The following is a 23,830-nucleotide window of genomic DNA, read 5'->3' as shown; positions in this document are numbered from 1 at the left end:
CTCGACTTCATCGCGGACTAGATTCGAGTCATATCCTTGAGACGGAGGTCAGCGATGACAGCAGGCACGGAGCCAGCTCCACGATCAATGGCGGATCAGCTGGAGAAGATGATCGTGATGGGCGAGCTGCGCCTCACTAGCCGGTTGAAGTTCATCCTTGCCGCGCAGAGCGCTGGGGCTCACCTGAGGGCTTCGCATCGCGATCTGGCTGGGATCATGAACAGCCTTTCTCAGCTGAACGCCTTCCGCAAGGAGCTCTACCACCACCAGTCACGAGGTATTACCTCTACGACCGCTGAATCCCCAACGGCTAGGACGAGAGCCATCGACTCTTAACCACCCGCCTGGTGTTTCTGCGCGCTGAGGAGTCGAAGGCCGTGGCCGCAACGGCGTCAGGCGCAGAAGCGGCGAACAGCTGGGAAGGTTCGGGCTTTGGCGAAAACTGCGGTGGCAGGGACCGCCCGCCCTCGAACGGTCGCTCCAGCTCCCGCCAATGGCGTTCTTCGAAACGGTCCAAGCCGCACGCCGCCGCAGCAGCTCGGGCGTAGACCGCGATATCCAGGGCCTCGTTCCTCTCGCGCATCTTCTGCCACTCCCGCACCGGGAAGCCGTTGCGGTCTCGCCGGGTGACCAGTTGCTCGGCGCACAGCTGCTGCAGGTACTCGGCGTCCATGGCGGGCAAGTGGACGTAGCCGGGCGGATAAGCGATCTCCCCAGTGCTCGGATCGACGTTCGGCGCCTTTCGCAGGTTGCTGTACAGCTCCTGCTTGGCGAGGCCCACTGCCACCGCAAAGACCTTGATGCCGCGCCGCAGCCGGCGGCCAGCCGCCGTGACATCCACCGCGGTCGGTGTCCCGATCAGTGCGGCACCAGTCGGCACCCCCTTGACCGCCATCACCCGGACGTCGTGGCAGGCGCGCACGAACGCATAGGCCTCCTGCGTCTGAAAGCCGGTGTCCACGGCCAGCTTGGCCAGCGGCATCTGCACCCCACTCTCGTGGGCCCAGGTTTCGTTCAGCAGCGCGCCGAGCTGGCGCCACACATCGGCTCGCCCGGTGTCGCCCATCAGCACGCGGTGCTCGATCAACCAGGATTCCTTGCCCCGGCCCCAGGCCCAGACCGACACCTCGATGCGGTCCTTCTGGATGTCGGCCCCCGCCACCAGCAGCAGGCCGCCCCAGGGGATCGATCCCGGGCGGTAGCTCTCGCGCCGCTCTAGCAGGCGCTGCCAGTCGGGCGCCTCGCCGTCCTCGGTCCACGTCTCGCCCAGCTCCGTGTTCTTGAAGGTCTTGATGGCCGCCGACGAGCGGGATTCCTTGGCGGTGGCGCTCTCCCAGGCGGCAGCAATGTCGCGCCAGGAGCGCCAGCCGATCGGACTGTACAGCGATGACAAGTGGAAGCCGGCCGTCCGCCGCGAGCCACCCGTCACCGTCGCCCGCCACTGCCCGCGCTCCAGCATCCGCGTCTTGTGGTGCTCAGGGATGGGCGCTTCGCAGTCCTCGCAGATGTAGGCGACGGTGTGCGGCCGCTCCCGCTCCCAGCGCAGTCGCTCGAAGCGCAGCCACTGGCTGTGGCCGCAGTGCGGGCACGGCACGAGGTAGCGACGTTGGTCCGACGCTTCGTACTCGCGCTCGATGGTCGAGGCTCCGGCAATCGTCGGCGTGCTGACGATGAAGATCTTGCGCCGCGCGAAGGTGCGAGTGCGGGCCTCGGCCAGCGAGATGGCATCTCCTTCGCCCTCCACGTCCAGCGGATAGCCGTCCACCTCATCCAGGAACAGGTAGCGCACCGGCATCGAACGCAGGCCCACCGCGCTGTTGGCCCCGGTCATCACCAGCACGCCGCCGCGGAACTCCTTGGACAAGATGGTGTTGCCCGCGTCCCGGCTGCGGGCCGGCGCGATCAGCTCGGCCAACACCGGTGACTCCTCCACCAGCGGATCGATGCGCTGCTTGGAGTTGCGCTTGGCCATCTCTACGGTCGGCCAGACGGCCATCATGGGACCCGGCGAGTGATGGATCACGTAGCCAATCCAATTACTGCCCGCCTCGGTGTTGTGGGTAGGAATCCAGCCCTTGCCGCACAGGAACAGGTGATCGGACGAGTCCACGGCGATACAGCGCACCGGTACCGAGGCCACCGGCTGGATATCGACGATACGTCGGCGCCGGCTCCTGGCGGGCAGCCCCTTGTCGATCGAACGCATGCGGGCAAGCTTGCGCGAGAGCCGAAACATCGGCTCTTCTGCATAGGCGGTCCAGGTGACCCGCCAATGCTCCTGGCTGGCCGTCCAGCCTTGCTCGCGGATTCGATGCAGCCTGCCCGGTCGGCTGGACACGCTGGGTTTGTAGCCCAGGCTGCGCAGCAGCTCGACGAGTCCATCGATCAAGTTGCGATCGACGTTGGAGAAGGTACATGTCTTACCGTCGGCGCTGATGGTGCCGTCGGTATCCATCAAGCCCTGCACCAAGGCCAGGCGCTGCTGGCGCCCAGCGCGCAAGTAGGCCTGCGGGATGTGCTTGTTGTCCAGCAAGTCCAGCAGCCGCAGATGTGTCATGAAACGGGAGCGACCGCTGCCAGCCAGGGGCAATTGATCCTCGCCGATGGCCCGGTACGTCGGGTCGATGATCACATTGGCGCAGCGCCCCTTGCGCCAGGTGGGCAGGCGGAATATGGCATTGACGCCGCAGGCGTTCAAGTGCTGCGCGATCTCCTCATCGTCTTCATGCACGCTGATGTGATTCATCGTGCTGCTGCCGTCGCCCAACCAGACACCCAGCACGTAGGGATCGATCAGCAACGGTTCGCGGGGCAACTCCACCGCCTTGCACAAGTCCACGGCAAACCGAAACCGCTTGCTCCGGCCCAACATCACACGCCCGACCATTTGCTCCGTTCGCAGCGTGCGTTCCTGCGGAACATCATTGGTGAAGTCCCACACGCGCCAGAGATGCGCTGCATCACAGACGACGGTCTGACCGTCCTCGAAGAGGATGCAATAGCAGGGCTGGTCTTCGAGCACTGGCGAGGCGCCCGTGACTTTGCAGGGCCAGCCATCGGCCCCGAGGACATAGTCGCCGGGGCTCAGCTGACCCATCGTGCTCCACCCTTCGGGAGTGGGAATCGGCGTATCGAGCGCCAGCGGGGCACCGACCTGTGCGCCCTTCATGAACACCACGCGTTCCACGGGTGACGTCGGCGAGAGGCAGTCGAGGATCTCCCGCAGGTAGGGCGTGCGGGCGGTGCGCCAGCGTCCGGGCTCCGCGGATGCCTTGCTGGACAGCACCCGGTGTTGGTCAGCCCATTCGGAGACCGTCAGCAGTGGATCCGGCGTCAAGCCCTGCCGCCAGGCACGTTCGATCTCGACCGCCCCTTCGTAGTTGAAGTCCATCATCCGTCCAGCCGTGGCTCGACCTCGCCCAGCTCTTGCAGTTGCTCGCGCACGGCGCGCTCCAGCGCCACGTGCATCTCGTGCGGGTCCACGCCGAGCCGGGCCGCCAGCTCGGACGAGACCCGGCCGGGCCAGTTGAGCCAGGCATCGCGCTCCGCACGCGCCAGCTTGAAAACGTGGGCCAGTGCCTGCGAGCGGTCCACCAGCTCGCCCTTGAGGCGGGCCAGCCGGACCTTGTTGGCCTGCGCTTTGACGACCTCGTTGACGGTGCGGGCCTGCAGCAGCGAGGTACCACCCGCTGACGCAGCGCCGCGCTCCACCAGGTCGCTTTGCACCCGAGGGGCTTGCTGCCGCGTGCCGACGCGCGGCTCCTCCGTGTTCTGCGCCCACTCGGCGTCCGCCTTCTCCGCATCGATGGTGCCGTCCGGCTGCGGTGTGATGCGGCCCGCGCGGATCGCCTTGTGGACCGCCGTGTCGCTGACGCCGCGGTGGCGCGCATAGGCCCGGATTGAAAGTCCCATCGTGCTCAGGCAGGACTGGGCCTGCGGAATCAACTCGCATCAACTCTTCCGTTGCTGCGTGGCCCGAGAAGAGCGTTCATAGCGGCGTCGCACAGCGACCGCCAACCAACCCAAAAGGATGAACAACATGAACGCAACGACCCTGACCGCCACCCAGCGCGAGACCCTGACCCACGCGGCCGAGCACAACGAAGGCCGCATCGAGTGGTTCCCCGCCAGCGTCAAGGGTGGCGCCCGCGCGAAGGTGCTGCAAGGCCTGGTGGCCCGCGGCTGGGCCTACCAGGAAGGGGATCGCCACGCCGTCACCGACGCGGGCTATCAGGTCATCGGCCAAGAGCGACCCGCGCCGCAAGAAGAAGCGGCGCTCGATGGGGACAGCTCGCTGGAGGCGGACGTGGCGGCCGCCGAAGCCAGCTGGGCCGACGCTCGACCGGCACCCGAGCGCAAAGCGCGCACATCGCGTGATGGCAGCAAGCAAGCGCAGGTCATTGCCTTGCTGCGCCGCCCCAGCGGCGCCACGGTGGCAGAGATCCAGGCGCTGACCGGCTGGCTGCCGCACACCGTGCGCGGCACCTTCTCCGGCACCTTCCGCAAGCGCCTCGGCCTTCAGGTGGTCTCCGCTAAGGAAGACGGCGGCAAGCGCGTCTACCGCATCGTTGAAGCGGGTGCGAGTGAGACGACTGAAGTTCTGGCTGCCTGAAGCGAAGGGCCGCTCAACGCGGCCCTGGCGGGAGTCATCGGCCACCTGCCGGCAGCCGAACGCCGTCACCCTGCACGGCGGCTTTGAATCAACCCGCATCAATTCGATGACGCCAAGGAAAAGAAGAATCATGGACACGCACGTTTCCCTGCAAGAGCTAACGATCCGCATCTCCCGCACCCCACGCACGGTGTTCATGTGCGGAAGAGAGGTGGCGGTGCACGAACTGGGTATCCGGCTGCCCTTCACGCGCAAGCCCCAGACGCTTGAGGACGTGGGCGGCGGCGAGCCGCAGCGCATCTTCGTTACCTCGACGCGGCACCTGACCGCTGAGGAATACGACGAGTTCACCGGCGATCTCATGCGTCGCAGGGAATGGGTGACCCGCGAGGGCGGCCTGATCTGGAACGCCTGGGTGTGCGTCGAGCTGGTCGCACCCGACCGCCCGGTCCTGTATGTGAACTTCGAGGGCGCGGACTACGCTCGCTACGTGGCACGGCTCGGTTGATCAATCGGTATCAGGTTGGAGGCCAAGACCCCTTGGCTTCCGGCCTGCTCGGAGCGTGAATAAGGTCATCGCACGCACCCATCGGGAGAAAAACAGCATGCACCCCAACTACGGCTTACCCGGCACAAACGACGAGGCTTCGGGTTTCATCGGCACCATGGGCCAGCGAGCGTCGGCCGCTTGGCCCGAAGCAATGACGCGAATCGCCGAAGCGACCGGCGAACGGCTTGAGTCGGTTCGGGCCTTTCTCGACAGCCGGTACGGACGACAGTTTGCGGATGATGTCCTCAACTTCCACCATACCGGCCTCGACTTGGCCGCCGCAGTCGCAGCGGCGGTGAACCGCTGGCAGTCGTGGCGGGTGAGTGCGCAAACCTCCACCCGCACCGGCATCCCGCGTGGCATCAGTTATTTGACCGGCTTCGTTGTTGCGGCAGCGTTCGAGGAGGAGCGCGTTGAGTAGTGCCGTTGGCATCGGCCGGCCGATTGCCTGCTCAACGCACGCGGCCTGCCTTGCTCAAGGCGAGGCGGGCGGGAACGATGTCGGGTCACCCGGCGGGAACCGGGCGGCGGCGTCCTCGATCTCCAGACGCTTGCCAGCCCTCATGTCGTCGATAGTTTCGGCAATCAAGCGACGCTGCTCCCGGAAGGTCGCGACCGACTCGCGCATGGTTGCCAGCAGTTGATGAGTCAAGGTCGCGTCCCCACCCGTTTCGGCAAGACGACGGGCTGTCTGCTCCAGTTCTGCAATGTGCAGCTCGGCCTTCGCAATGTCGCGGTCCGCGTCTGCCAGGTGCTCAAGTTCTTGCTCAAGGGTTGCCATGACAAGTCCTTTCCATAACCGTTGACCCGTACCGATGCCGTACCGGAGCGCGCACCAGCGGTTGTACGCCCGGGCATCCGTGCCCGCCGGCCGTAGCGGCGCCCGTCGGTCTACACAACGCCCCGGACGCGATGATGGATCGGCGCGGTTCTTCGAGAACGAGCCGCGCTGCACGCAGGGCGGCCAGAAGCGTCTTGCTGTTCGCCTCCTCGACGTGCCCCTGCGGAATGGTCCTCGCTGTGTCCTCCAGCTCCGCAATTCGGGCCTGTGCCCGCTCGATGTTCTGATCGATACGCGTTAGTTGGGCGATCTGCTGAGACAGGTCGGGCACGATCATTCATTCTTCGTATTGCGATCGCTGCGATCCAACCGCATGAAGCGCCCGCGCTCAAACAGAGACGGCAGCCAGTGCATCAAATGGCTGCTGATCTGACTCACGAACAGCACTTTGCTCTGTCCACTCCTGCCAGCGGCGGATAACCACGTCGGCGTACTTGGCATCCAGTTCCATCACCCGCGCAACCCTGCCAGTTTTCTCAGCGGCGATCAGGGTCGTTCCCGAGCCAGCAAATGGGTCGAGGACAACGTCACCCGGCCTGCTCGAGTTGCGGATCGCCCGTTCCACCAGCTCGACCGGCTTCATCGTGGGGTGCAGGTCGTTCTTTGCTCGTCGATCGATCTGCCAGACGTCGCTCTGGTCGCGGTCCCCGCACCAGTGACGTTTGGCGCCCCTCGGCCAGCCGTAGAGGATCGGTTCGAACTGGCGCTGGTAGTCCGCGGTGCCGAGCGAGAAGCGGTTCTTCGCCCAGATGATGAATGTGGACCAGTGACCGCCTGCCTCTCGGAAGGCGGCCTGCAGCGCGTCGAGCTCGCTGGAGGACATGGCGATGTACATCGCGCCGCGACAGCGCGGGACCATCAGCGACAGGGCGTCGGTGAGGAATTGCTGGAAGCCTGCGCCAAGGGCATCGTTCAGGATCGGACGGGCCGTAGTGCGCTTTCGGAACATTGCGTTATCCCCGTACGCAACGTTGAACGGCGGGTCCGTGAACACCATGTCAACCTGGCCATCGCCCAGCAGCAGCTGATACACCTCGGCGCTGGTTGCATCGCCGCAGACCAGGCGGTGCTTCCCCATCAGCCAAACATCACCCGGGCGGGAGATTGGACGCGCCTCCTGCTCCGGAACAGCGTCATCGTTCGTCTGCCCTTCCTGCTCCACCTCATCCTCGGACAGGATGTCCGCCACCTCATCGGCGTCGAAGCCGGTGAGCGACAGGTCGAAATCCGCCTCGTTCAGCTCGGCCATTTCAAATTGGAGGAGCTCGTCGTCCCACTCCGCCCAGGTCGCCGACCGGTTCGCAAGCAAGCGAAAAGCACGAATCTGTGCGTCGGTCAGCTCATCGGCCAGTACCACTGGGATCTGCTCCAGCCCGAGCTTGATCGCGGCCTTTAGGCGAAGGTGCCCGTCAACGAGTTCGCCAGTGCTGCGGGCCACCACAGGCAAACGAAACCCAAACTCCGCGATGACGGACGCCATTTGGTCGACCGCGTGGTCATTTTTTCTCGGATTCCGGGCATACGCGATGAGCTTGCTCGTAGGCCAGTGTTCGAGCTTGAGCGGAGGAGAGAAGCTGTGCGATGGCATTTGCGGTCGGGTGACGGACGGCCCACCCCGAAGAGGTTGTGACGGCTTGTGGGCGCCGTGTGGCGGCTTCAGTGGGAGCAGGAGGAAAGAAGACGGCCCGGCCAATATCACACTGGCGTCGGGCCGCTGAAGGCCGTGGTGAACGGCCGGTCGGAGCAAGGAAAGGAAGGACGAAATCGATAGTAGCGCGCGGGAGGCGCGTGAGTGCCAACTGTGCCAACCGGGTTTGCACCCGGACGCTATTCAAGCGTCGCGCGGTTTCCGCCCGCATTGGTACCCAGAAAGAAGGACCCACAAACTGTCCTGTGGGCTGTTGAACAGCAGGCCGACAGCGATCCGAGGTGGATCACGCCGCTCTACAGCAGGTCCTTTTGCAGTCGCAGTTCGAACTGTACCGAGAACGACGCCGGCCGTCTTGCACTCCGAGACGCCGGCCACACCGCAGGTGGGAGCGCCGGCACTCCTGGCACCGCAGACGGGAGCGCAAAGTAACTCTGGCTACCAAGGTCTGCTTTCCGCTCCGGGAGATCACTCCCTACTGCTGGTCCCTGCGCCACCGTACCCAAAAATGTACCCAAAAACGGCCAAAGTGTTGCAGACCTCAAGTAGCGCTTGAGGGCGCGCATGGGAGCTATAGCCGCATTTCAGGAGCACCAGGGTGCGCAAAGGAGCGCAAAGGAGCGCTGGCATCTGTGGCCTGCTGGTTGAGCCGGTCGGCCACGACCTGGAGGGCCACCATCCACCGACGCCAGGCCGTGGTCCGCTCGCAGCCCAGGCGCTTGCCGATCTCCTGCCAGCCGTAGCGCTGGGCCCGCATCCACACCAGGTGCCGCTGCTCCACCTCAAGCCACTGCACCCACTGCATGGCCTGCAGCAGGCGCTCGATGTCCTGCGGACTGGGTGGGAAGCGCACCGGTGCCTCATCCCTGCGGCCCAGTGCTTCCCACTGCTCCCGGACAACGCGCGGCCAGGTGCTGAGGTAGCCCTGCACCCGAACGGCGGGCAGCCGTCGCGAGGTCTCTGCAGCATCGGCGAAGCGCGTGGCCACCGCCTCAACGGTCCACTGCTCAGCCATGGCGCTTGCCTCCCTTGCCGTAGAGCCGCTCGCCGATGCGGCGGACCATCTCGCGCTCGACAAAGTCCAGACGCTCGTCGGCCTCGTTCACGACGAGAATGCGTTGGTCTCGCCAGCCGTGTTCCTTGACCGCATCCAGGTCGGTGGTCTGCGGCTGCAGCTTGCCCAGGGGGCAACGATACCGGTACGTGTCGATCTTCATAGCTTCCCTCCTCACCGAGCCCACTTCGGGCGATGGCTAAGCGGCAGGTATGCCGGCCGCGCCACGGGCTGCGCAGCCGCCTCTCGGATCAACCCCTCCCGCCTTGCATGAAAAGCTGCATAGGCCTCGCCAGCGACATCCGCCCAAGCTCTCCGATTGATCGCCTGCCGCTGTCCGCGGCTGAGCGCCGTCGGCGCAACGGGCGAGGACTGCTCCTGCCGAAGGCGCCGCTCGCATTCGATGAAGTAGCGCCGTGCGTCCCGACCGCGCGGTGTTCGCTCTACCATCGCCAACTCCTTGGCCATGTCCAGCGTGAGGTGCACCTCCGATCGATGTACCGTGCGCCAGCCTCCCTGGTGTGGGACTTGCTCCACAAACTTGTGGAGCAAGTAGTCGACACCTTCCTCAAAGCCGTACTTGCGGATGCGCCCCTTGATCCAAGTCGTGTAGTCCTGCGAGGACTCCAAGAACTCGTGCAGACGCCGGGCGTTGACCAGGGGCACCGTGGTTCCATGGATGCGACCCGACAGCACTGGAATCACTGCTTTGTCGTTCACTCGGCGTCTCCTTCCGTGTCGATGGCCCACAGCAACAGCGCAAGTGCGTCGGCCTCGTTATCGTCCAAAGGCCCGTAGCCCCGTTTTTTCACCGCAGCAGCCACCTCCCCCTTGCCCGCGTTGCCGCGGCCTGCTACGTGCCGTTTAATGGTCCCCACGGGCACGCCCTGGTACGGGACTTGGTGCTGTTCGCACCAGGCCGTCAGGTGAGCCATGAGGCCGCCGTAGATGTGCGCCGCATCGACCCCGGTGTGCCGACGCACTTCCTCGAAGTACACCGCTCCGATGTCGCCCACAGCAGCGCGAAGCTCCGTGAGCCAGCGCTTGAAGCGCAGGAAGCGCATCCCGCCGCCTTCGAAACGTTGCGGCTTGAATTGCTGTGTGCCGCTGGTGGTCGTGCCGTCCTGCTGGCGCAGTGCCCAGCCAGTGAGTGTGCCCAGGTCCAGGGCAAGAATCGCCATGTTCGTCATCTCGTGTTCCGATGATTGCGGGACTGCGTGACGATTGGTGAACCCCTTCCGGTATTTTTCTTACGCCTGCGCGGCCGTAGAGATAAATAGGAAAGGCCATCACCAAACGTCACGTGCGGGTCAGTCCTCGGGGTTGAATCTGTGGTGCCCGTGCTGCCTCGGCTTGAGACTGAGGCCCTTGAACGCCCGCACGCCGCCGCTGAGGCGGGACTGCTCGAAACCGCGGGCCTTCAGCATTTCCGCGAAGCGCTTGATGGAGCCGACGAACTCGCCGGCTCGCTCCGCCCAGTCCCGCCAGTCGGCATAGAGCACCGAGGTAGCGACCTTGGCACCAGGCATGAGCACGATCCGTTCATCGAGCCACTGCCCGCTGGCGTCCTCGGCCTCGAAGTACTCCTCGGTGGCCGCCACGACGCAGGCGGGCGCGGATAGACCCTCCCGCTGCCACGCGAGACAGCCTCGGATCCCCCAGGCCAGGATGCCGTCTCGCTCCCTCAGCAACTTCTCGGTGAGGCGGCCGTCCCGCTTCTCGGGCGGGATCGTGACCGTGAAGGGGACGAGGTGGAGCCGCCGCTTCATGGCTTCATCCACATTTCGGATGGACGGCTTGTGGTTGCCCGCAATGACAAGCTTGAAGTGCGGTGTGTACTCGAAGAAGTCCTGGCGCATGAAGCGCGCAGAGACCTTGTCCCCGCCGGTGATCGCCTTCACCTTTGATTCGTTCCACCGGCGCCCCTGTTCGGTTTCGATGGACGCGACAAAGCGGGCACCGCGCAATCCCGCCAACTCGGTGGGGTGACGATCGCCGCGTGCTTCCATGAAGGTGTCCATGGGCGCACTGGCGGCGTAGTCGCCGAGGATGGTGGTCAGCACATTCATGAACACCGACTTGCCATTGGCGCCCCTGCCGTACAGGAAGAAGAGGGCCTGCTCCTGCGTGGAGCCGGTCAGGCAGTAGCCGACCATCCGAGCCAGATACGCCTGCAGCTCGGCATTCCCGTCCGTCACCGCGTCAAGGAAAGACATCCACGTCGGGCAATCGCCCTCGGGGCGAGCGGTCGTGATCTTGGTCATCCAGCTGTTGCGGCTGTGCGGGCGAATCGAGCCATCACGCAGTTGGACGACACCACCCGGCGTGTTCAGCGCCCAGACGTCGTTGTCCCAATCGCTGGCCCGGGACGCATGCTGCGGGTCCGAGCGCGCGATCTTCTCTACCGCAGCGAAGGTGGCCGCGCTGGCCAACCGGCCGCGCAGCCGGGGCGTATCCGCCAGGGTGGACGCGCAATGGCCGATCCCTCGGGTGAGGTGCAGCACATACTGCACTTCGTCGGTATTCCAGCGCGTGCCGGTCCAGACAAACCACTTGCCCCACGCGGCACAGTAGCGCCAGTCGTCAGCGTAGCGGCGGGTGAATGCCGTGGCCAGCCCGTCTTCTGTGGCCCACTCCACCTCGCGCAGCACCTCTTGTGCGGAAAGCGCAGCGGCCGGCAAGCTGACCGGCATGCCCCGGCGCGCCGCCAGGAAGCCATGGATATCGAACTGCTCAGCCACCGCGTCTGCCGCATCCCACCCTTGCGGCTTGTCCTCCGGGGGGTACAGGATGGCGCACGAGGTCGCGCCTGCCCGCAGGATGGCCTGCGCCGCGTTCTCGGCGTACTGCCAGCCCGGCTTGTCCTTGTCGGGCCAGATCAGCACGATCTTGCCAGCGAGCGGGGACCAGTCGGTCTTCTCCACGGGCGCGTTGGCGCCGTTCATCGCCGTGGTCGCGCAGATGCCGAGCCGGATCAGCGTATCGGCACACTTCTCGCCTTCCGTGAGCACCACCAGTTCGGCAGTCAAGATGCCGGGTTGGTTATACAGCGGGCGCCGGTTGGGGGCGGTGGCCTTCTTGCGGCGCACATCCCAGGGCCGAAACTCCTTCTTGCCGCCCGGCGGATCGTAGCGGTAGACGCTGGCGATCCGTTGGCCTGCAGCGTCAAGGTAGTCCCACCGTGCCGTGGCCGGGCCCAACTCGTCGACCGGCTGCTTGCGGGGCGGCTTGGCCGTCGGCTGCACCGGTGCACGACCGAGCAGATCACAGGCTTTCTGCAGCACCGCCTGAAAATCGCGCTGCACGTCCAGGCCGTAGTGCGCAGCGATGATCGAGAAGACGTCGCCACCCGACCCGTCGGCGCGGTCGGTCCAGAGACCCGCCTTCTCGCCTTCCAGCACGATCTCCAGGCTGTCGCCGGGACTGCCCAGCACGTCGCCGATCAGCAGCTTGCCGCCGCGCTTCTTCCCGGCAGGGAACATGATGGCCAGCACCGACTCCAGTCGGGCGAGCAAGGCGGCCCGGATCTCGTCGCGCTGCGCGTCGAGCTGGTGATGCACTGGGGTACCGTAGTCGTTGAAATCAAGCATCGGGCGCCTCCTTCCGGGCGCGTTGCGCTTGCCACGCCAGCATCTCGCGGAGCTTGAAGCGGACCAGCTTGTTGATGTAGTAGTGAGGGATGAGCAGGCGCTCGCGCTTGGCGGCGTTGCTCAAGAGCGAGGACGGCAAACGCAGGGCGTGGGCCGTTTCGTCGGCCGTCAGCAGCCGCTCTAGCATCAGATCCTCAGCAGTCAAAGGTGATGGGTTCTTGTTCATGACAGTGATTTGCAGCGGTCCTGCCAGGCGCAGAACCGGCATTCGAAATGGGTCGGATCGACAAAGGCGCGGGGCAGCAGCTCGCCCGCCTCGGTGGCCTGGATGACCCGGGCAGCGCGGTCCGACATCCGCTGTGCCAGCGCCGCATCGAAGGGCACAAGCTCGGCGTAGATCTCCATCGAATCGGCGTTCAGCGCGGTGAACAGCGCCGGGTGCTCGTGCAGTTGCAGGTACGCCTGGTACAGCGCGACCTGGGCCGCGTAGACCGGTTTGGCGACGGCCAGGCCGTGCTTCTGCAGCTCCTTCCACCCTTTGGCGCCGAGGCACTTCATCTCCCACAGCGCCGGGCAGGCAAACCCGTCCGGGCCGGAGAGCAGCACGCCGTCGACGTGTCCCTGCAGCCGCCCGTCGGCGACGCTGAAGCCGAACTGCTCGCCGTCCGCCTTGCAGGTGCGCAGATCGAAGCCGGCGGCGCGCAGCCAGGCGGCCATGCAGTCCTCCATCCGGTGGCCGCGCTCGAAGATGCGTAGCAGGCGGCCGGTGAAGCCGCGCCCCAGGTCCACGGGAGCCTGCGCGTACTCGAACTGCAGGGCCCGCTCGCAGGCCACACCGACGCGCGAGGCGCCGAGGTAGGTGCGAGCGGACTGCTCGGCGGCCCGCCGTTGCAGGCCGTCGTCGATCAGCGCCTCCACCCGTTCGCCCAAGCGGGCTGTCGGGTTGAAGTCCATCATCGGGTTGCTTCCTCCCAGGGGGCTTCGCTGGTCATGTCGGCGAACGGCACAACCAGCGGGTCCGGGACCGGCGCCATGCCGCGCACCGGCGGGAACTTGGTCGCCTCGTGGTGCTCGACCATCGCCTCGGTGTAGCAGGTGACGATGGCATCCACCACCTGCAGCGCCTCGGCTTCGGTGTACTGCCCGAGCGGCTTGTCGAAGCCGATGGCCGAGCCGGCTTCGCCGAAGGCGCGCAGGCAGCGACGCATCGATGCCCGTTCGATCTCGGACGCATCAACCACGGTGACCTCCTCGGACCCGATCTCCCCACGGCGCACCGCCACCCAGTTGCCATACAGCGCATGGAACGCCGCCTGACAGCGGCTGGAGCAGAACGCCCAATCGATCGGGTAACGCCGCGGATCGACCACCGCGTAGCGGTTGTCGGTATGGCCGAAGCCGCGGGCGTCCCTTGAGCACACCCAGCATTTCATTTGGCCTCCCGCTCATTGCGCCCAGGACGGCTTGGCCGTCACCGGCGCACGGGTGGCGGCCGGCTGGGGTCCCGACGTTGGACGAGCTGGGGCAGGCGGCGCGGTCCTCCATGCCGGCGCCGTCTGCGTCGAAGCGGCCGAAGCAGGCGGTGGTGCTGGCGTCGTGGCCATCTGCGCGGCAGGTGACTGGCCCAAGCGCGACGCGACGCCCATCAACCGAGCGTGATCCGGGTGATCCGGCTCCACCGCCACCTTGACCACGTTCTTCTGGTTGCCACGGCCGTCCACCTCGACGTCGATGCGGGCCAGGAACTCGATGCCGTCCAAGTCGCCGAAGGAGGCAATGTGGCGCTCCGCGGCGGCCTGCGGGCTCATGTCCTGCGGGTGGACGTTGCGGGCGCTGTTCAGCGCGGCCCGGATGAAGCTCCGGCCCATCTGCGCCCAGGTCGGTCCGTTCGGGCTGTAGAGCCCGATGTTTGTCCAGAGCTTGCGTTTGGCGTAGTCCCCAGCCAGCACCACAAACTCGGCCGCCAGGTAGGCGGAGCCGGTCTCCTGCGAGACCGAGGCCCAGCCGCCCGTCCAGCCCATGCCCTCGTCGTCGACGCCCCCCGGCTTGAGCGTCATGCGCACCGGCGCGATAGTGCCCTTCGGGATCAGGTCGAAGGATTGCGGTTCGGCGTCGTTGAAATCGTTCCACATCGTCATGCGGCGGTCCTTTGCGGTTGTTGGTTGTCGATGGTTTTGTGAGTGGCGGCGCACTTGGCGATCAGCGCGCCGAGGTCTGGCGGCTCCAGCAGGTCGAGCGAGCCGGAACGGTCCTTGGCGGGGTAGCCGTAGGGATTGAGGGTGTGGGTGACAAAGGCGCGGAATGCGCTGCCGTCCTCCGACTTGATCTCGGCCAACGTCACGACCTCGTCCACGACGCCGGGCAGCTCGTTGGCGGTCTTGCTGCCCTCGATCTGGGGCAGGAACACCTTGCGGTTGAAGTCGTCCAGGCGCTCGTCCAGGATCGCCACGAAGACGACGTGCTTGCCGCGGGCGTGCTGCAGTTGGGTGAGTGCGCCGATCATCTCGGCACCCAGCAGCCCGTAGGCGCCGCGCGTGTCCGGCTTGCCGGTGCGCTCGGAGAACGCCTGCGGCTGCGTCTTGGCCCACGCCAGGCACCAACGGGCCAAGACCGTGAGGCTGTCGACGAAGTAGCAGTCGTACTTGTCCAGCTGCGCCGGATCGCCGTAGCGCTGGCAGACGTGATCGAAGTGCGCCTGCGAGAACGGAGCATCGGCGGGCAGCGCAGGGTTCGGACCGGCCAGGAACACCACCGTGTCCCGGAACTCGGACCAGGTCGCCGGACGCAATGTGTCGCCCCGCCAGTCCTTGACCGCCAGGTCGCCCGCTTCCAGGTCGACGAACAGCGTGCTCGCCTCGGGCAGCGTCTTCAACTGAGAGGTCTTGCCAATTCCGGCGCGCCCCAGCAGCACCAGCTTGACGCCGGTGCGCTCTGCGAGCCGCTGCTCCGCGGTGATGATGGGGAGCGACATCAGTTAGCCTCCTTGGCATCGAGGTGCAGGGTGATGCTCGCCTTGCCGGGCTCGACGGTTCGGGCGGGCGCGAACTGCTCCTGGAGGCTGGGTGGCCAGCTCTTGAACTTGGTCTCGGAAACGGACAGCTTGGCGTCGATGTAGTGCTCGACCTTCTCGCCGCCGGCGACGATGCGCTCGGCCAGCTGGTGCAGCTGCTGCTGGTCCCACTTGACGCGCTTGGGCAGCTCGAAGGTGATTTGCACGCTGCCATCGCGGCCTTGCACCGTGCCGAAGTCGCGGCCAGAGTCACGCAGGGCCTGCCGGCTCGTGCTGCCGTAGGCGGCATCCAGCGCCGCGGCGAACTTCTGCTCGGCCTGACGCAGCCATGCGGCCGCTTCCTGCAGCTGGCGCTGGACATCCGCCTTGTGCACAGCAGGCATCGCTGCCAGCTCGGCAACGGTGAGCGCGGCAATCGCCGGCAGCGCAACCAGCTCCGTCACAAAGCAGCCGGTCAGCGCCGAATCGGTCGTGGTGATGTGGTTCATGACCGCGCCCTCACTGACCCGCACGCTGCGACGTCGAGCTGTAGACCGCGGCCCGCTCGAACTCCACAATCGCCTCGACGGGGTAGCCGACCCGCTTCGACAGCTTCAGGTACTTCGGCCCGCGGCCCTCGTGACGCCAGCGCGCCAGCGTCTTGTGGTTGATGCCCCAGCGGTGGGCCAGCTCGTGCTCGCTGAGCACCTGGCGCTGCACCGGCGTGGCGAGATCCGCCACCGCTGCGGCGAGCTGATGGGCCGCGCTTTGCGCCGCTCGGCCCTTGGGTGAAGAGATGAACATGGAACCTTCCTGTGTTGATGTGCGATGCACAGGAAGGATTGAAGAACTATCTTGGCGAACTGATAAGGGAACAAAAGTTCGCCATTCAGCAAACGTTCAGTTCGCCATGGAACCCGCATGAATGCTGGGTTTTCGGTGTCCATGGCGAACCAGGTTCGCCATGTGGTTCGCCATGATTGGGGCTGGTTCGCCATGTGGTTCGCCAAGATCGCCCCTGGTTCGTCATGCGGTTCGCCATGATTGCCTTTGGTTCGCCATGCGGTTCGCCATGTGGTTCGCCAAGACGTGGTTACCGAGCAACACACGGCGAAGATCACACGTGATCTATCGGCGCACCAATGAAAAACGGCGGGCCAGTGGCCCGCCGAAATACGGCTGATGAAGTCGAGGCGCGCAGTGGCGCATCTCAACTCGCAGATCTGCCCCGCGCGGCGGCTCCCGGTTTGGCGATGGGCATCGAATAGGTGCCGCGCTGCTGATGCGTCACCACGAGCGCACGATAGGCATACAGCGGCCCCTCGTACTCCAGCTCTCCCTTGTTGCGGCCCTTGACCTTGAAGAGATCGGCCGGCTTCTCGCTGCTCAGGCCGGCCCGCTGCATGATCTCCTCTGCGGTTCTGCTTTCGCCGCCGAAGGACCAGAGCGCCTTGAAGATGGCGGCTTGGGCGTCGGTGAGCCAGATGACGCCATGCGGCCAGCCCGCCACCTGGACGCAGCGGAAGTCGAACGCAAACGGTGCAGGGGTGAGCTCAACGGCGCCAGGCCGCCAGATCGGTTTGTCGAGGTCTTCGGCGGCATGGGCTGGCTGGTGCGTGGGGCACACCGGAGGGCTCGATGCCGACGTGTCCCCTTCGACGCCACGGCCTTGCTGGACGTGTCCGGGCCGGACGCCCCTGAGACCCCCGAACGACACTGCCTCCGTCGCTGCGACACAGATCTCCTGCACTTGGCCGCGACGAAGGCCGTCCAGACACAGGTCCACTGCATCGCAAGCCTGCTCGAACACATCGCGGTGGTGGACCAACAACCAGAACGACCGGTGCAGGTCATGCTGGCAGCCGGCCAGGCCGTGCAGGACGTCGTCGCGCCCCTCGGCCGCCTTGAGCATCGCCCTACGGCCCAGGGAGTTGGCCAGCCGCGCCCCCTTCTGAAATCGCTCTATGGACTCGGGCGGCAGTTCACCACTGGCCAGCTTCTCGATGGCGCAGTCCAGGATCCGTGCCATCTCCTTGACGGCCACGGGGCGCTGTTGAAAGCGGAAGTGAGGGCCTTGCTGAGGCCGCTGCTGCCGCACCTGGTGATGACCAAGATGCGAATGGGCCTCGTTCGAGGCCCGTCTTTTCTTCATTCTTCTTCTCCAAGATCCAGGCCGGCACCTCCGGCCCGCTGCTCACGCAGTGCTGCAGGGTTGCTCAATCCACCAGCGGATGCGCCGGCCTCCAACGGCGATGCAATGTCGACCTGCCACTGGGCGTTGATCAGCCTCTGCGCGTTTGCTGCTGAAGTTGTTCATGAGGTCTCCGAGTAGTTAAGGTTCTTTACTGCGAGCGCAGATGGTAGTTGCAGATACATCTGCTATCAAGTGCCCCACCCCTGTCAGCGCAGCGAGGGAGCGCAAAGGAGTTACGTCTACCGGGTCCCGGTCCTAGGATCGGATCGGTTTATTCGTGACCTTCTTCTCATGCGTTTGCAACAACCATCCTTTGCCAGCAGCCTTCAAACACAAGCCGACTCGCCCCGCCACCCACACCAGGAGATTGCCGACCTGCTGGCCCTTGCGTTGCTGCGCCTGCGGGCTCGCCACAGCGCGGCTTCTGCGCCACTACATCCCACACTTGAGACAGTTGGACTTCACTTCCTGCCCGAGCAGAGCGTCAATGCCAACGCCTCTGAACCGAAAGGAGTTGACGCATGAAAGTTGGAACACCGGCGAGGCCAGTAGCCCCCGAACCGAGCCTGGCCGAACAGATCGCCCAGCTGCCTCACCTGCCGATGACCGAGCTCTGGGCACGCTGGGATCGGCTCTTTGACGAGCGGCCGCCTCACCACAATCGGACCTACATCGAGAGCCGCATTGCCTACCGCTTGCAGGAGCGGGCCTTCGGCGGCCTGTCGCCATCCGTGCGCCGCCGGCTGGAGGCCATCGGCGAGACCGGCATCATCCCGCGCTTGACCCAGCGGGAGGCCAACAGCCTGCTGCCCGGCACGCTGCTCACCCGCATCTATGACGGCGTGGAGCACCGGGTAGTGGTGCGTGGCCACAGCGATTTCGAGTACCAGGGGCGTCGCTACAAGAGCCTGTCGGCCATCGCCCGCTCGATCACCGGCACCCAGTGGTCGGGGCCGGCCTTCTTTGGGCTCAAGGCCGCACGTGGAGGGAGCAAGGAATGAGGGCCGCCCGTGCGTCTGGAGCGCCGCTGGTGCCGCAGAAGCGGTGTGCGGTCTACACCCGCAAGTCCACCGAGGAGGGGCTGGATCAGGAGTACAACAGCCTGGAAGCGCAGCGCGATGCGGGGCTGGCCTACATCGCCAGCCAGCGGCATGAAGGCTGGATCCCGGTGGAGGACGGCTACGACGATCCCGGGTACTCCGGTGGCAACATGGAGCGGCCCGCGCTGAAGCGCCTGCTGGCCGACATCGACGCCGGCCGCGTGCACATCGTGGTGGTCTACAAAATCGACCGGCTGACGCGCAGTCTGGCGGACTTCGCTCGTCTGGTGGAGGCATTCGATCGTCGCGGCGTGTCGTTTGTGTCGGTCACGCAGCAGTTCAATACGACGTCGAGCATGGGGCGCCTGACGTTGAACGTGCTGCTGTCGTTCGCCCAATTCGAACGCGAGGTGACCGGTGAGCGCATCCGGGACAAGATCGCAGCCAGCAAGGCCAAAGGCATGTGGATGGGCGGCATGCCGCCGCTGGGTTACGACGTGCGGGAGCGCCGGCTGGTGGTCAATAAGCATGAGGCCGACCTGGTGCGTGACGTCTTCCGTCGCTTCGCCGAGCACGGATCGGCCGCTCGCTTGGTGCGGGAACTGGCCATCGAGGGGCGAACCACGAAGGTGTGGGTCACTCAGACCGGGAATCGGCGTGAGGGCCGGACCATCGACCAGGCCTACCTCGGCAAGCTGCTGCGCAATCGCCTCTACCTTGGCGAGACCGTGCACAAGGGCGCCAGCTATGAGGGTCAGCACGAAGCGATCGTGAGCCGAGCCGCCTGGGATGCCGTGCAAGCGGTGCTCGATCAGCGGCGCAAGGGTCCACGCCAGCGGCCGTCGGCAAACCCGTCCTTGCTGGCCGGATTGTTGTTCGCACCGGATGGCCAACGGATGCTGCCTACCTACACCGACAAGAAGAACGGCAAGCGCTATCGCTACTACGCGCCCTACCTCTACAAGAGGCGGTCGGCCGGCGTGACGGCGCAGCGGGGGGTGAGCTGCATTGGTTTGCTCCCGGCGGCCGAGATCGAGACAGCCGTGCTGCAGCAGATCCACGCCGCACTGCGGCAGCCGGAGATGCTGGTGGCCGTGTGGAAGGCGGCCCAGGCCTGGGAGGCGGGCCGCGACATCAACGAGCCGCAAGCGGTGGTGGCGCTACAGCGCATGGCGCTGGTGTGGGAGCAGCTGTTTCCTGCCGAGCAGCAGCGCATCGCCCGGCTGTTGATTGAGCGGGTGCAACTGCACGACGGTGGCCTGGACATCGTGTGGCGAGAAGACGGCTGGTTTGCTTTTGGCCCCGAGATCGGGCGCCATCCGTTTGTTGAGGAGCAGAAGATGAGGGCGGAGGAAGGGGAGGTCGCTTGAAGGACAAGGGGGCGACAACTGCTCGCACGGCGAGGCGGACAATCACGGTCGAGGCCGCCGGGCAGCCGCGCAGCCATCACACGGGGGTACAGAAGGTCACTTCTGTGCCGCTGACCATCAGGCGCCGCCATATCCGGAAAGTCCTGACGCTGCCGACCGGCCAAGATGCACCGGCGTCCCTGGCGACGCTCGATGTGTCGATGATCAAGGTGCTCGGCAAGGCCTTCTACTGGCAGCGGCTGATGGAGGAGGGCGGGGCGGTGTCGACCAAGGACCTCGCGCGGCTGCTGAAGCTCGATGCCGGCTGGGTGGCCGAGGCGTTGCGGCTCACCTTGCTGGCCCCCGACATCGTGGAAGCGATCCTGGAGGGCAAGCAACCGCGGTACCTGAACCTTCACATGATCCGGGGGCGGGAAGACCTGCTGCCGCAGAACTGGCAGGAGCAGCGTCGGTTACTAGGCTTCCCCTGCGACGTTCCGTGATCGACCTGGCGTGCCGCCCGTTCCCTTTCCGGGCGCCCGCGCCCACCGATGGCGCATCACAACGCAGGTGTTGTGCTCCGTAGCGCGTGGTCCCCTGCCTGCCGGAGCCGACCAAAGATCTCCCGCATGGCCGGCTCTATGGAATCCAGTACCGGGTTGCTGTCCGCTCGCCGGCGCAGCACGCCCATGGCATTGCAGCGAGGCGAATTGCACACTGGTCGCAGTGCGACCTCTTTTGGCAGGTGCACTGCAAGGACTGATGGGAGCAGCGCCACAGCCAGCCCCCGGCAACCAGATCCAGGACCCGGTGCACGGTCGTCACTTCGTAGTGGACGTAGGGCTGAAAGCCGGCCTCGGCAAAGGCGGGGTCCGGTCGATCTCCCCGCGCCAGCCAGGACTGTTCGGTGAAGGCGGCAAACCTATCCTCGACGAACTGCTGCAAGGCCAGCAATTCTTCTCGGGCCCGTGGGTCCTGACGGCGTAGTGCGACGCATAGCGTGTCGTCCAGCTTGCAAGCGGCAGACACCGCCGAATGCCTCCGCAGCAGGCATGCCATCCCGATGTCGATCTCGTCGGCAAGCAGGGCCTCGGTCTGTTCCGTACTTGGGATGTCACGCACGTCCATGTCAAATTCGGAGAAGTGCGCCTGCAGCCGGGCTGCGAGCCCCGCCGCTGCGGGTACTGGCGATTGACCTCTACCCAGCCGGGAACTCTCACGCCCGCACGTTCACTCATGGGTTCGATGCATCGCCTGATGCGCATTTAGCCTGCCCTTGGCCCCAAGCATCACCGTGGTCGCGGGCCGGCCTCATTGACCACCACCAAGGAACCCCATGACGGACAACTATCTCGGCGAGTTGCATTGGAGAAATTTCGCCAAACGCCAGAAGCTGAGCGACCCGAAACTGGTGAAGGCGATGGCGGATGCACTGGTGGCGCTGGAGCTGGCCAGCCAGCCGAAGCAGCAGCTGCAGGCGCTGGATGCGATCGAAAAGCAGGCCGCCGCGCTAAAGAAGAGCATGGAGGACACCAAGGAGCTGAAGGGCTACCTGAAGGGCCTGGACGATGCGGTGAACAAGCAGCGCAAACTGAGCGAGTTCGAGGCGAAGAAGGCGGCACAACAGGACGATGAGGACGAGCCGGCCAGCGCGCTGCTCGACCCCGCCACACTGCTTAAGCAGCTGAAGCTGTGCCGGCAAGATGCCGCTCGCCGGGTTTCCTTCGGCTTCACTGACGCGCCGGACAAGGACGGGATGTCCGTACTGGCCCTGAGCCCGAAGCTGGCTGGCCAGAAGTTGTTCACCAAGCTGAAGGACGAAACCAAAGCCAAGACAGGTGCCCACGGTACGGCCTGGATCCGCAACGGCAATGAATTGATGCTGCAGGTGGACAAACCCGTGAGCGGACTGGTGAAGAAGGTGCGTGTGCCGGTGCGCGAATGCGGCTTCAAGATCACCAAGGTGGTGCTGGTCGGCCCCGATGAAACGGTGTTCGAGCAAGACGAGGCTACCGAAGAGGCGTCGCTGCCAGAGAACGCCGCTACTGCGGATGTCGGCGTGGATCCAGGTACCGCATTCAATGCCCGGTTCGCAGCGCTGCTACCGAAAGTCAAGTCCGCAGCCCGGGAAGTTCGAGCCAAGGCGAGTGAGGCGGGGCTGGCGGCGCGCAAGGGCGATTTTGTCCTGGCCCAGCAGCTCCTGGACGAGACCGAGCGGTTGCTGGCAATGTCCCTGCCCGACTCGAGTGAGAGCAGCGCTTCGCGCGATGCGATGGCGCAATGGAAGGCCGCAAGAGCGGCCGCGATGGCTTCCCTGAAATCGGTAGCGACCGAGATTGCTGAGGCCAAACACCCCCGTTCGGCCAAGGCGATCCTGGAGATCCAGGCAGTCGCGAAGAACCTGACCGCCGAGCCGATCACGGCCCAGCAAATCAACGAGCTGCAGAACTACCTCCGCTCCGACGAAGTCGTGCACGACGTCTCCGAGCTTGCCGACGACATCCGCACGCCGTTGCTGGCAGCCCTTGGCCACGTGAGCAAATCCCTGACCAACTAGTTCCAACTTCACTCGCTTCTGAAAAATGCAAAACCAAGAATTCGTACCCAAAACAGGTACTGCCGTTCGCGAAGTGCTCTGGTGGCGCGCAACCCGCCCAGGCCAATCCGCTGAAGCGGAGAACACCTCGACAGACCAAGACATGGGCGAGGGGTCGCAGGCTTCGGACAATTTCGCTCAGATCACTGACTTCTCGGACTACAACTTCTCGGCACAAATCGACAAGGTAAAGACCTACAACCGCACGACCCTGATCCACTACAAGTCGAAAGGAGCAAGCACGCTGCAAGGCGGAGATGCGGAGACGCAGCTGCAGGCCGTGGCCTCCTTCGCCGAAGCGGCGACGCGGCATGTGCACCAGGCGGCCAGCGAGCTGACACGCGGCGAGTTTGCCAATTGGGATCCGACCGGCTCACATCTCAAGCACATGCTGGATCTCCAGCGTGACTGGCAGGCGGCAGGCAAGAACGAGGCCAAGTTCTACGACCTCCAGAAGTTACGTACCGTGCAAGCTGGCAAGCAACTTGAGAAGAATGACTACAACAGAGGCATCGCCAACGCACTGCAGGCAGCAGGTTGGCCGGACAATTTCAATGAAGAGGCATTCTGGCAAGTGCGGGAGGCCATGCATGCGAAAGATGCCGAGCTGCAGAGCGATGCCAAAGCCCGAGCTCTGGCCATGCTGAACAGGGTCGCAGGCTATCTTGTCGAGGAGCGCACTTATCAACTGCTGAGAAGCACGCACGAGGGAACGTGGACCGAGCAGGACACGAGCGCTCTCGGCGGAGGCACGCGTCCTGACATCACCATGCCATTGACAGGCAGCGGGGCAGGGAAGTATGCGCTGTTGGATATCACCGCCGCCGGGTCGCAAGGGCACATCTTTGCGAAGCAGCCTCTGTGGACGAACAGCACCAAGGTGGTTGACTCCATCGAGATCATGTACCCGTCCTACGACCAGGCCACGCTGACGGATATCATGCTGAACAAGCAGAGCTTCACCCCCGAACAGCTCGAAGAGCGCCGGCAGGCGCATGCCAACCGCAAAGCGCAAGAAGTACAGGCCCGCTATGAAAAGACGCAGACGCTGCGCGAAGCGCTCGACCGGTGGAGCTCCGACCGATTCAGGGAAGCCGTCGGTGGCAACACGCATGCGATTCACCTGCTGAAGGCCCTTGGCATCCCACGCAAGGGTTTCAATACGGCGTCACTGCAGAACGTCAACCGCGCCACGGTGGCGTCAGCGTTGCAGAATTTCGAGCAGGCGCTGGCCGTCGAGCGGTGGGCTGCTGCCAATTCCGTGAACACCAACCAAAGCTTTCCGATCTTGCTCGAACTCTATCTGGCTGCCGTAGCCGAGCCCTGAGTGAATCGCCCCGGGATTCGAGGAGGCTCTTTTCTCTGAG

At 65.1% G+C, this 23,830-nt stretch carries 27 protein-coding genes; 8 read left to right on the top strand and 19 right to left on the bottom strand.

Annotated features, from left to right (window positions below; all coding sequences use genetic code 11):
• Nucleotides 1–310: 310 nt before the first annotated feature.
• Both N7L95_RS08280 and N7L95_RS08275 read right to left on the bottom strand, forming a co-directional pair.
• Nucleotides 311–3,391 (bottom strand): terminase gpA endonuclease subunit, encoded by a 3,081-nt coding sequence (locus N7L95_RS08280; RefSeq protein ID WP_301260100.1) that lies wholly within the window; start codon nt 3,389–3,391, stop codon nt 311–313.
• Nucleotides 3,391–3,912, bottom strand: coding sequence for an elements of external origin (locus tag N7L95_RS08275; protein ID WP_301259344.1), 522 nt, complete (start codon nt 3,910–3,912; stop codon nt 3,391–3,393). Before N7L95_RS08275 ends, N7L95_RS08280 begins: the two co-directional genes overlap by 1 nt.
• Before the next feature lie 127 nt (nt 3,913–4,039).
• On the opposite strand from N7L95_RS08275, the gene N7L95_RS08270 reads away from it, so the two are divergent.
• From N7L95_RS08270 to N7L95_RS08260, 3 genes are all read left to right on the top strand, one after another.
• Nucleotides 4,040–4,612 carry a DUF3489 domain-containing protein gene (locus N7L95_RS08270; RefSeq protein WP_301259343.1) on the top strand — a complete coding sequence of 191 codons (573 nt, stop codon included), beginning with the start codon at nt 4,040–4,042 and terminating at the stop codon, nt 4,610–4,612.
• Nucleotides 4,584–5,120, top strand: coding sequence for a hypothetical protein (locus N7L95_RS08265; RefSeq protein ID WP_301259342.1), 537 nt, complete (start codon nt 4,584–4,586; stop codon nt 5,118–5,120). Before N7L95_RS08270 ends, N7L95_RS08265 begins: the two co-directional genes overlap by 29 nt.
• 97 nt (nt 5,121–5,217) lie before the next feature.
• Nucleotides 5,218–5,583 (top strand): hypothetical protein, encoded by a 366-nt coding sequence (locus N7L95_RS08260; RefSeq protein ID WP_301259341.1) that lies wholly within the window; start codon nt 5,218–5,220, stop codon nt 5,581–5,583.
• 54 nt (nt 5,584–5,637) lie between these two features.
• On the opposite strand, the gene N7L95_RS08255 is transcribed toward N7L95_RS08260, so the two are convergent.
• The 16 genes from N7L95_RS08255 to N7L95_RS08180 form a co-directional block, all read right to left on the bottom strand.
• Complete coding sequence (locus N7L95_RS08255; protein ID WP_301259340.1) at nt 5,638–5,943, bottom strand: hypothetical protein; 306 nt, start codon at nt 5,941–5,943, stop codon at nt 5,638–5,640.
• A complete protein-coding gene (locus tag N7L95_RS08250) occupies nt 5,930–6,280 on the bottom strand; it encodes a hypothetical protein (RefSeq protein ID WP_301259339.1) in 351 nt (116 codons plus the stop codon). The genes N7L95_RS08255 and N7L95_RS08250 overlap by 14 nt, the downstream gene beginning before the upstream one ends.
• Nucleotides 6,281–6,331: 51 nt before the next feature.
• Complete coding sequence (locus N7L95_RS08245; protein ID WP_301259338.1) at nt 6,332–7,591, bottom strand: DNA modification methylase; 1,260 nt, start codon at nt 7,589–7,591, stop codon at nt 6,332–6,334.
• Nucleotides 7,592–8,222: 631 nt separating this feature from the next.
• Nucleotides 8,223–8,666, bottom strand: a complete 444-nt coding sequence (locus N7L95_RS08240) for a DUF6362 family protein (protein WP_301259337.1) — start codon at nt 8,664–8,666, stop codon at nt 8,223–8,225.
• Nucleotides 8,659–8,868, bottom strand: a complete 210-nt coding sequence (locus N7L95_RS08235; RefSeq protein WP_301259336.1) for a hypothetical protein — start codon at nt 8,866–8,868, stop codon at nt 8,659–8,661. The genes N7L95_RS08240 and N7L95_RS08235 overlap by 8 nt, the downstream gene beginning before the upstream one ends.
• A gap of 11 nt (nt 8,869–8,879) precedes the next feature.
• Nucleotides 8,880–9,425: an antA/AntB antirepressor family protein gene (locus N7L95_RS08230; protein ID WP_301259335.1), complete on the bottom strand. Its 546-nt coding sequence runs from the start codon at nt 9,423–9,425 to the stop codon at nt 8,880–8,882.
• Nucleotides 9,422–9,895, bottom strand: coding sequence for a hypothetical protein (locus tag N7L95_RS08225; RefSeq protein WP_301259334.1), 474 nt, complete (start codon nt 9,893–9,895; stop codon nt 9,422–9,424). The genes N7L95_RS08230 and N7L95_RS08225 overlap by 4 nt, the downstream gene beginning before the upstream one ends.
• Nucleotides 9,896–10,015: 120 nt before the next feature.
• Nucleotides 10,016–12,295, bottom strand: a complete 2,280-nt coding sequence (locus N7L95_RS08220) for a phage/plasmid primase, P4 family (RefSeq protein ID WP_301259333.1) — start codon at nt 12,293–12,295, stop codon at nt 10,016–10,018.
• Nucleotides 12,288–12,521 (bottom strand): DNA-binding protein, encoded by a 234-nt coding sequence (locus N7L95_RS08215; protein WP_301259332.1) that lies wholly within the window; start codon nt 12,519–12,521, stop codon nt 12,288–12,290. Before N7L95_RS08215 ends, N7L95_RS08220 begins: the two co-directional genes overlap by 8 nt.
• Nucleotides 12,518–13,252, bottom strand: coding sequence for a PD-(D/E)XK nuclease family protein (locus N7L95_RS08210; RefSeq protein WP_301259331.1), 735 nt, complete (start codon nt 13,250–13,252; stop codon nt 12,518–12,520). The genes N7L95_RS08215 and N7L95_RS08210 overlap by 4 nt, the downstream gene beginning before the upstream one ends.
• Nucleotides 13,249–13,728 (bottom strand): DUF6511 domain-containing protein, encoded by a 480-nt coding sequence (locus N7L95_RS08205; protein ID WP_301259330.1) that lies wholly within the window; start codon nt 13,726–13,728, stop codon nt 13,249–13,251. Before N7L95_RS08205 ends, N7L95_RS08210 begins: the two co-directional genes overlap by 4 nt.
• A gap of 12 nt (nt 13,729–13,740) precedes the next feature.
• Nucleotides 13,741–14,433, bottom strand: a complete 693-nt coding sequence (locus N7L95_RS08200) for a hypothetical protein (protein WP_301259329.1) — start codon at nt 14,431–14,433, stop codon at nt 13,741–13,743.
• A complete protein-coding gene (locus N7L95_RS08195; protein ID WP_301259328.1) occupies nt 14,430–15,266 on the bottom strand; it encodes an ATP-binding protein in 837 nt (278 codons plus the stop codon). The genes N7L95_RS08200 and N7L95_RS08195 overlap by 4 nt, the downstream gene beginning before the upstream one ends.
• Nucleotides 15,266–15,793 (bottom strand): hypothetical protein, encoded by a 528-nt coding sequence (locus N7L95_RS08190; RefSeq protein WP_301259327.1) that lies wholly within the window; start codon nt 15,791–15,793, stop codon nt 15,266–15,268. Before N7L95_RS08190 ends, N7L95_RS08195 begins: the two co-directional genes overlap by 1 nt.
• Nucleotides 15,794–15,803: 10 nt before the next feature.
• On the bottom strand, nt 15,804–16,088 hold the full coding sequence (locus N7L95_RS08185; RefSeq protein ID WP_301255739.1) for a helix-turn-helix transcriptional regulator: 285 nt from the start codon (nt 16,086–16,088) through the stop codon (nt 15,804–15,806).
• Between the two features lie 406 nt (nt 16,089–16,494).
• Nucleotides 16,495–17,436, bottom strand: coding sequence for a hypothetical protein (locus N7L95_RS08180; RefSeq protein ID WP_301259326.1), 942 nt, complete (start codon nt 17,434–17,436; stop codon nt 16,495–16,497).
• A gap of 563 nt (nt 17,437–17,999) precedes the next feature.
• Here N7L95_RS08180 and N7L95_RS08175 point away from each other — a divergent pair.
• From N7L95_RS08175 to N7L95_RS08165, 3 genes are all read left to right on the top strand, one after another.
• Nucleotides 18,000–18,479, top strand: coding sequence for a DUF2924 domain-containing protein (locus N7L95_RS08175; RefSeq protein WP_301259325.1), 480 nt, complete (start codon nt 18,000–18,002; stop codon nt 18,477–18,479).
• On the top strand, nt 18,476–19,888 hold the full coding sequence (locus N7L95_RS08170; RefSeq protein WP_301259324.1) for a recombinase family protein: 1,413 nt from the start codon (nt 18,476–18,478) through the stop codon (nt 19,886–19,888). The genes N7L95_RS08175 and N7L95_RS08170 overlap by 4 nt, the downstream gene beginning before the upstream one ends.
• Nucleotides 19,889–19,992: 104 nt before the next feature.
• The gene (locus N7L95_RS08165) at nt 19,993–20,370 is read left to right on the top strand and encodes a hypothetical protein (protein ID WP_301259323.1); all 378 of its coding nucleotides are present in this window, start codon (nt 19,993–19,995) and stop codon (nt 20,368–20,370) included.
• 136 nt (nt 20,371–20,506) lie between these two features.
• Here the strand turns inward: N7L95_RS08165 and N7L95_RS08160 are convergent, their stop codons facing one another.
• A complete protein-coding gene (locus N7L95_RS08160) occupies nt 20,507–21,073 on the bottom strand; it encodes a LysR substrate-binding domain-containing protein (RefSeq protein WP_363324875.1) in 567 nt (188 codons plus the stop codon).
• Nucleotides 21,074–21,203: 130 nt separating this feature from the next.
• Between N7L95_RS08160 and N7L95_RS08155 the strand changes: the two genes are divergently transcribed.
• Nucleotides 21,204–22,424 (top strand): hypothetical protein, encoded by a 1,221-nt coding sequence (locus N7L95_RS08155; protein ID WP_301259322.1) that lies wholly within the window; start codon nt 21,204–21,206, stop codon nt 22,422–22,424.
• 25 nt (nt 22,425–22,449) lie between these two features.
• Nucleotides 22,450–23,790: a hypothetical protein gene (locus N7L95_RS08150; protein WP_301259321.1), complete on the top strand. Its 1,341-nt coding sequence runs from the start codon at nt 22,450–22,452 to the stop codon at nt 23,788–23,790.
• The last annotated feature ends 40 nt before the right edge of the window (nt 23,791–23,830 follow it).

This window comes from Eleftheria terrae, assembly GCF_030419005.1.
Lineage (GTDB): Bacteria > Pseudomonadota > Gammaproteobacteria > Burkholderiales > Burkholderiaceae_C > Caldimonas > Caldimonas terrae.
The sequence above is the reverse complement of the archived record's forward strand: the minus strand, read 5'-3'. Positions and strand labels throughout refer to the sequence as shown.

Excerpts from the sequence above, each read along its gene's own strand:
- N7L95_RS08275 (WP_301259344.1), bottom strand. The coding sequence starts at position 3,912 with ATGGGACTTTCAATCCGGGCCTATGCGCGCCACCGCGGCGTCAGCGAC.
- N7L95_RS08170 (WP_301259324.1), top strand. The coding sequence starts at position 18,476 with ATGAGGGCCGCCCGTGCGTCTGGAGCGCCGCTGGTGCCGCAGAAGCGG.
- N7L95_RS08235 (WP_301259336.1), bottom strand. The coding sequence starts at position 8,868 with ATGAAGATCGACACGTACCGGTATCGTTGCCCCCTGGGCAAGCTGCAG.
- N7L95_RS08195 (WP_301259328.1), bottom strand. The coding sequence starts at position 15,266 with ATGTCGCTCCCCATCATCACCGCGGAGCAGCGGCTCGCAGAGCGCACC.
- N7L95_RS08210 (WP_301259331.1), bottom strand. The coding sequence starts at position 13,252 with ATGATGGACTTCAACCCGACAGCCCGCTTGGGCGAACGGGTGGAGGCG.
- N7L95_RS08260 (WP_301259341.1), top strand. The coding sequence starts at position 5,218 with ATGCACCCCAACTACGGCTTACCCGGCACAAACGACGAGGCTTCGGGT.
- N7L95_RS08250 (WP_301259339.1), bottom strand. The coding sequence starts at position 6,280 with ATGATCGTGCCCGACCTGTCTCAGCAGATCGCCCAACTAACGCGTATC.
- N7L95_RS08175 (WP_301259325.1), top strand. The coding sequence starts at position 18,000 with ATGAAAGTTGGAACACCGGCGAGGCCAGTAGCCCCCGAACCGAGCCTG.
- N7L95_RS08205 (WP_301259330.1), bottom strand. The coding sequence starts at position 13,728 with ATGAAATGCTGGGTGTGCTCAAGGGACGCCCGCGGCTTCGGCCATACC.
- N7L95_RS08240 (WP_301259337.1), bottom strand. The coding sequence starts at position 8,666 with ATGGCTGAGCAGTGGACCGTTGAGGCGGTGGCCACGCGCTTCGCCGAT.
- N7L95_RS08185 (WP_301255739.1), bottom strand. The coding sequence starts at position 16,088 with ATGTTCATCTCTTCACCCAAGGGCCGAGCGGCGCAAAGCGCGGCCCAT.
- N7L95_RS08280 (WP_301260100.1), bottom strand. The coding sequence starts at position 3,391 with ATGGACTTCAACTACGAAGGGGCGGTCGAGATCGAACGTGCCTGGCGG.
- N7L95_RS08215 (WP_301259332.1), bottom strand. The coding sequence starts at position 12,521 with ATGAACAAGAACCCATCACCTTTGACTGCTGAGGATCTGATGCTAGAG.
- N7L95_RS08155 (WP_301259322.1), top strand. The coding sequence starts at position 21,204 with ATGACGGACAACTATCTCGGCGAGTTGCATTGGAGAAATTTCGCCAAA.
- N7L95_RS08270 (WP_301259343.1), top strand. The coding sequence starts at position 4,040 with ATGAACGCAACGACCCTGACCGCCACCCAGCGCGAGACCCTGACCCAC.
- N7L95_RS08255 (WP_301259340.1), bottom strand. The coding sequence starts at position 5,943 with ATGGCAACCCTTGAGCAAGAACTTGAGCACCTGGCAGACGCGGACCGC.
- N7L95_RS08190 (WP_301259327.1), bottom strand. The coding sequence starts at position 15,793 with ATGAACCACATCACCACGACCGATTCGGCGCTGACCGGCTGCTTTGTG.
- N7L95_RS08245 (WP_301259338.1), bottom strand. The coding sequence starts at position 7,591 with ATGCCATCGCACAGCTTCTCTCCTCCGCTCAAGCTCGAACACTGGCCT.
- N7L95_RS08225 (WP_301259334.1), bottom strand. The coding sequence starts at position 9,895 with ATGACGAACATGGCGATTCTTGCCCTGGACCTGGGCACACTCACTGGC.
- N7L95_RS08150 (WP_301259321.1), top strand. The coding sequence starts at position 22,450 with ATGCAAAACCAAGAATTCGTACCCAAAACAGGTACTGCCGTTCGCGAA.
- N7L95_RS08220 (WP_301259333.1), bottom strand. The coding sequence starts at position 12,295 with ATGCTTGATTTCAACGACTACGGTACCCCAGTGCATCACCAGCTCGAC.
- N7L95_RS08200 (WP_301259329.1), bottom strand. The coding sequence starts at position 14,433 with ATGACGATGTGGAACGATTTCAACGACGCCGAACCGCAATCCTTCGAC.
- N7L95_RS08180 (WP_301259326.1), bottom strand. The coding sequence starts at position 17,436 with ATGAAGAAAAGACGGGCCTCGAACGAGGCCCATTCGCATCTTGGTCAT.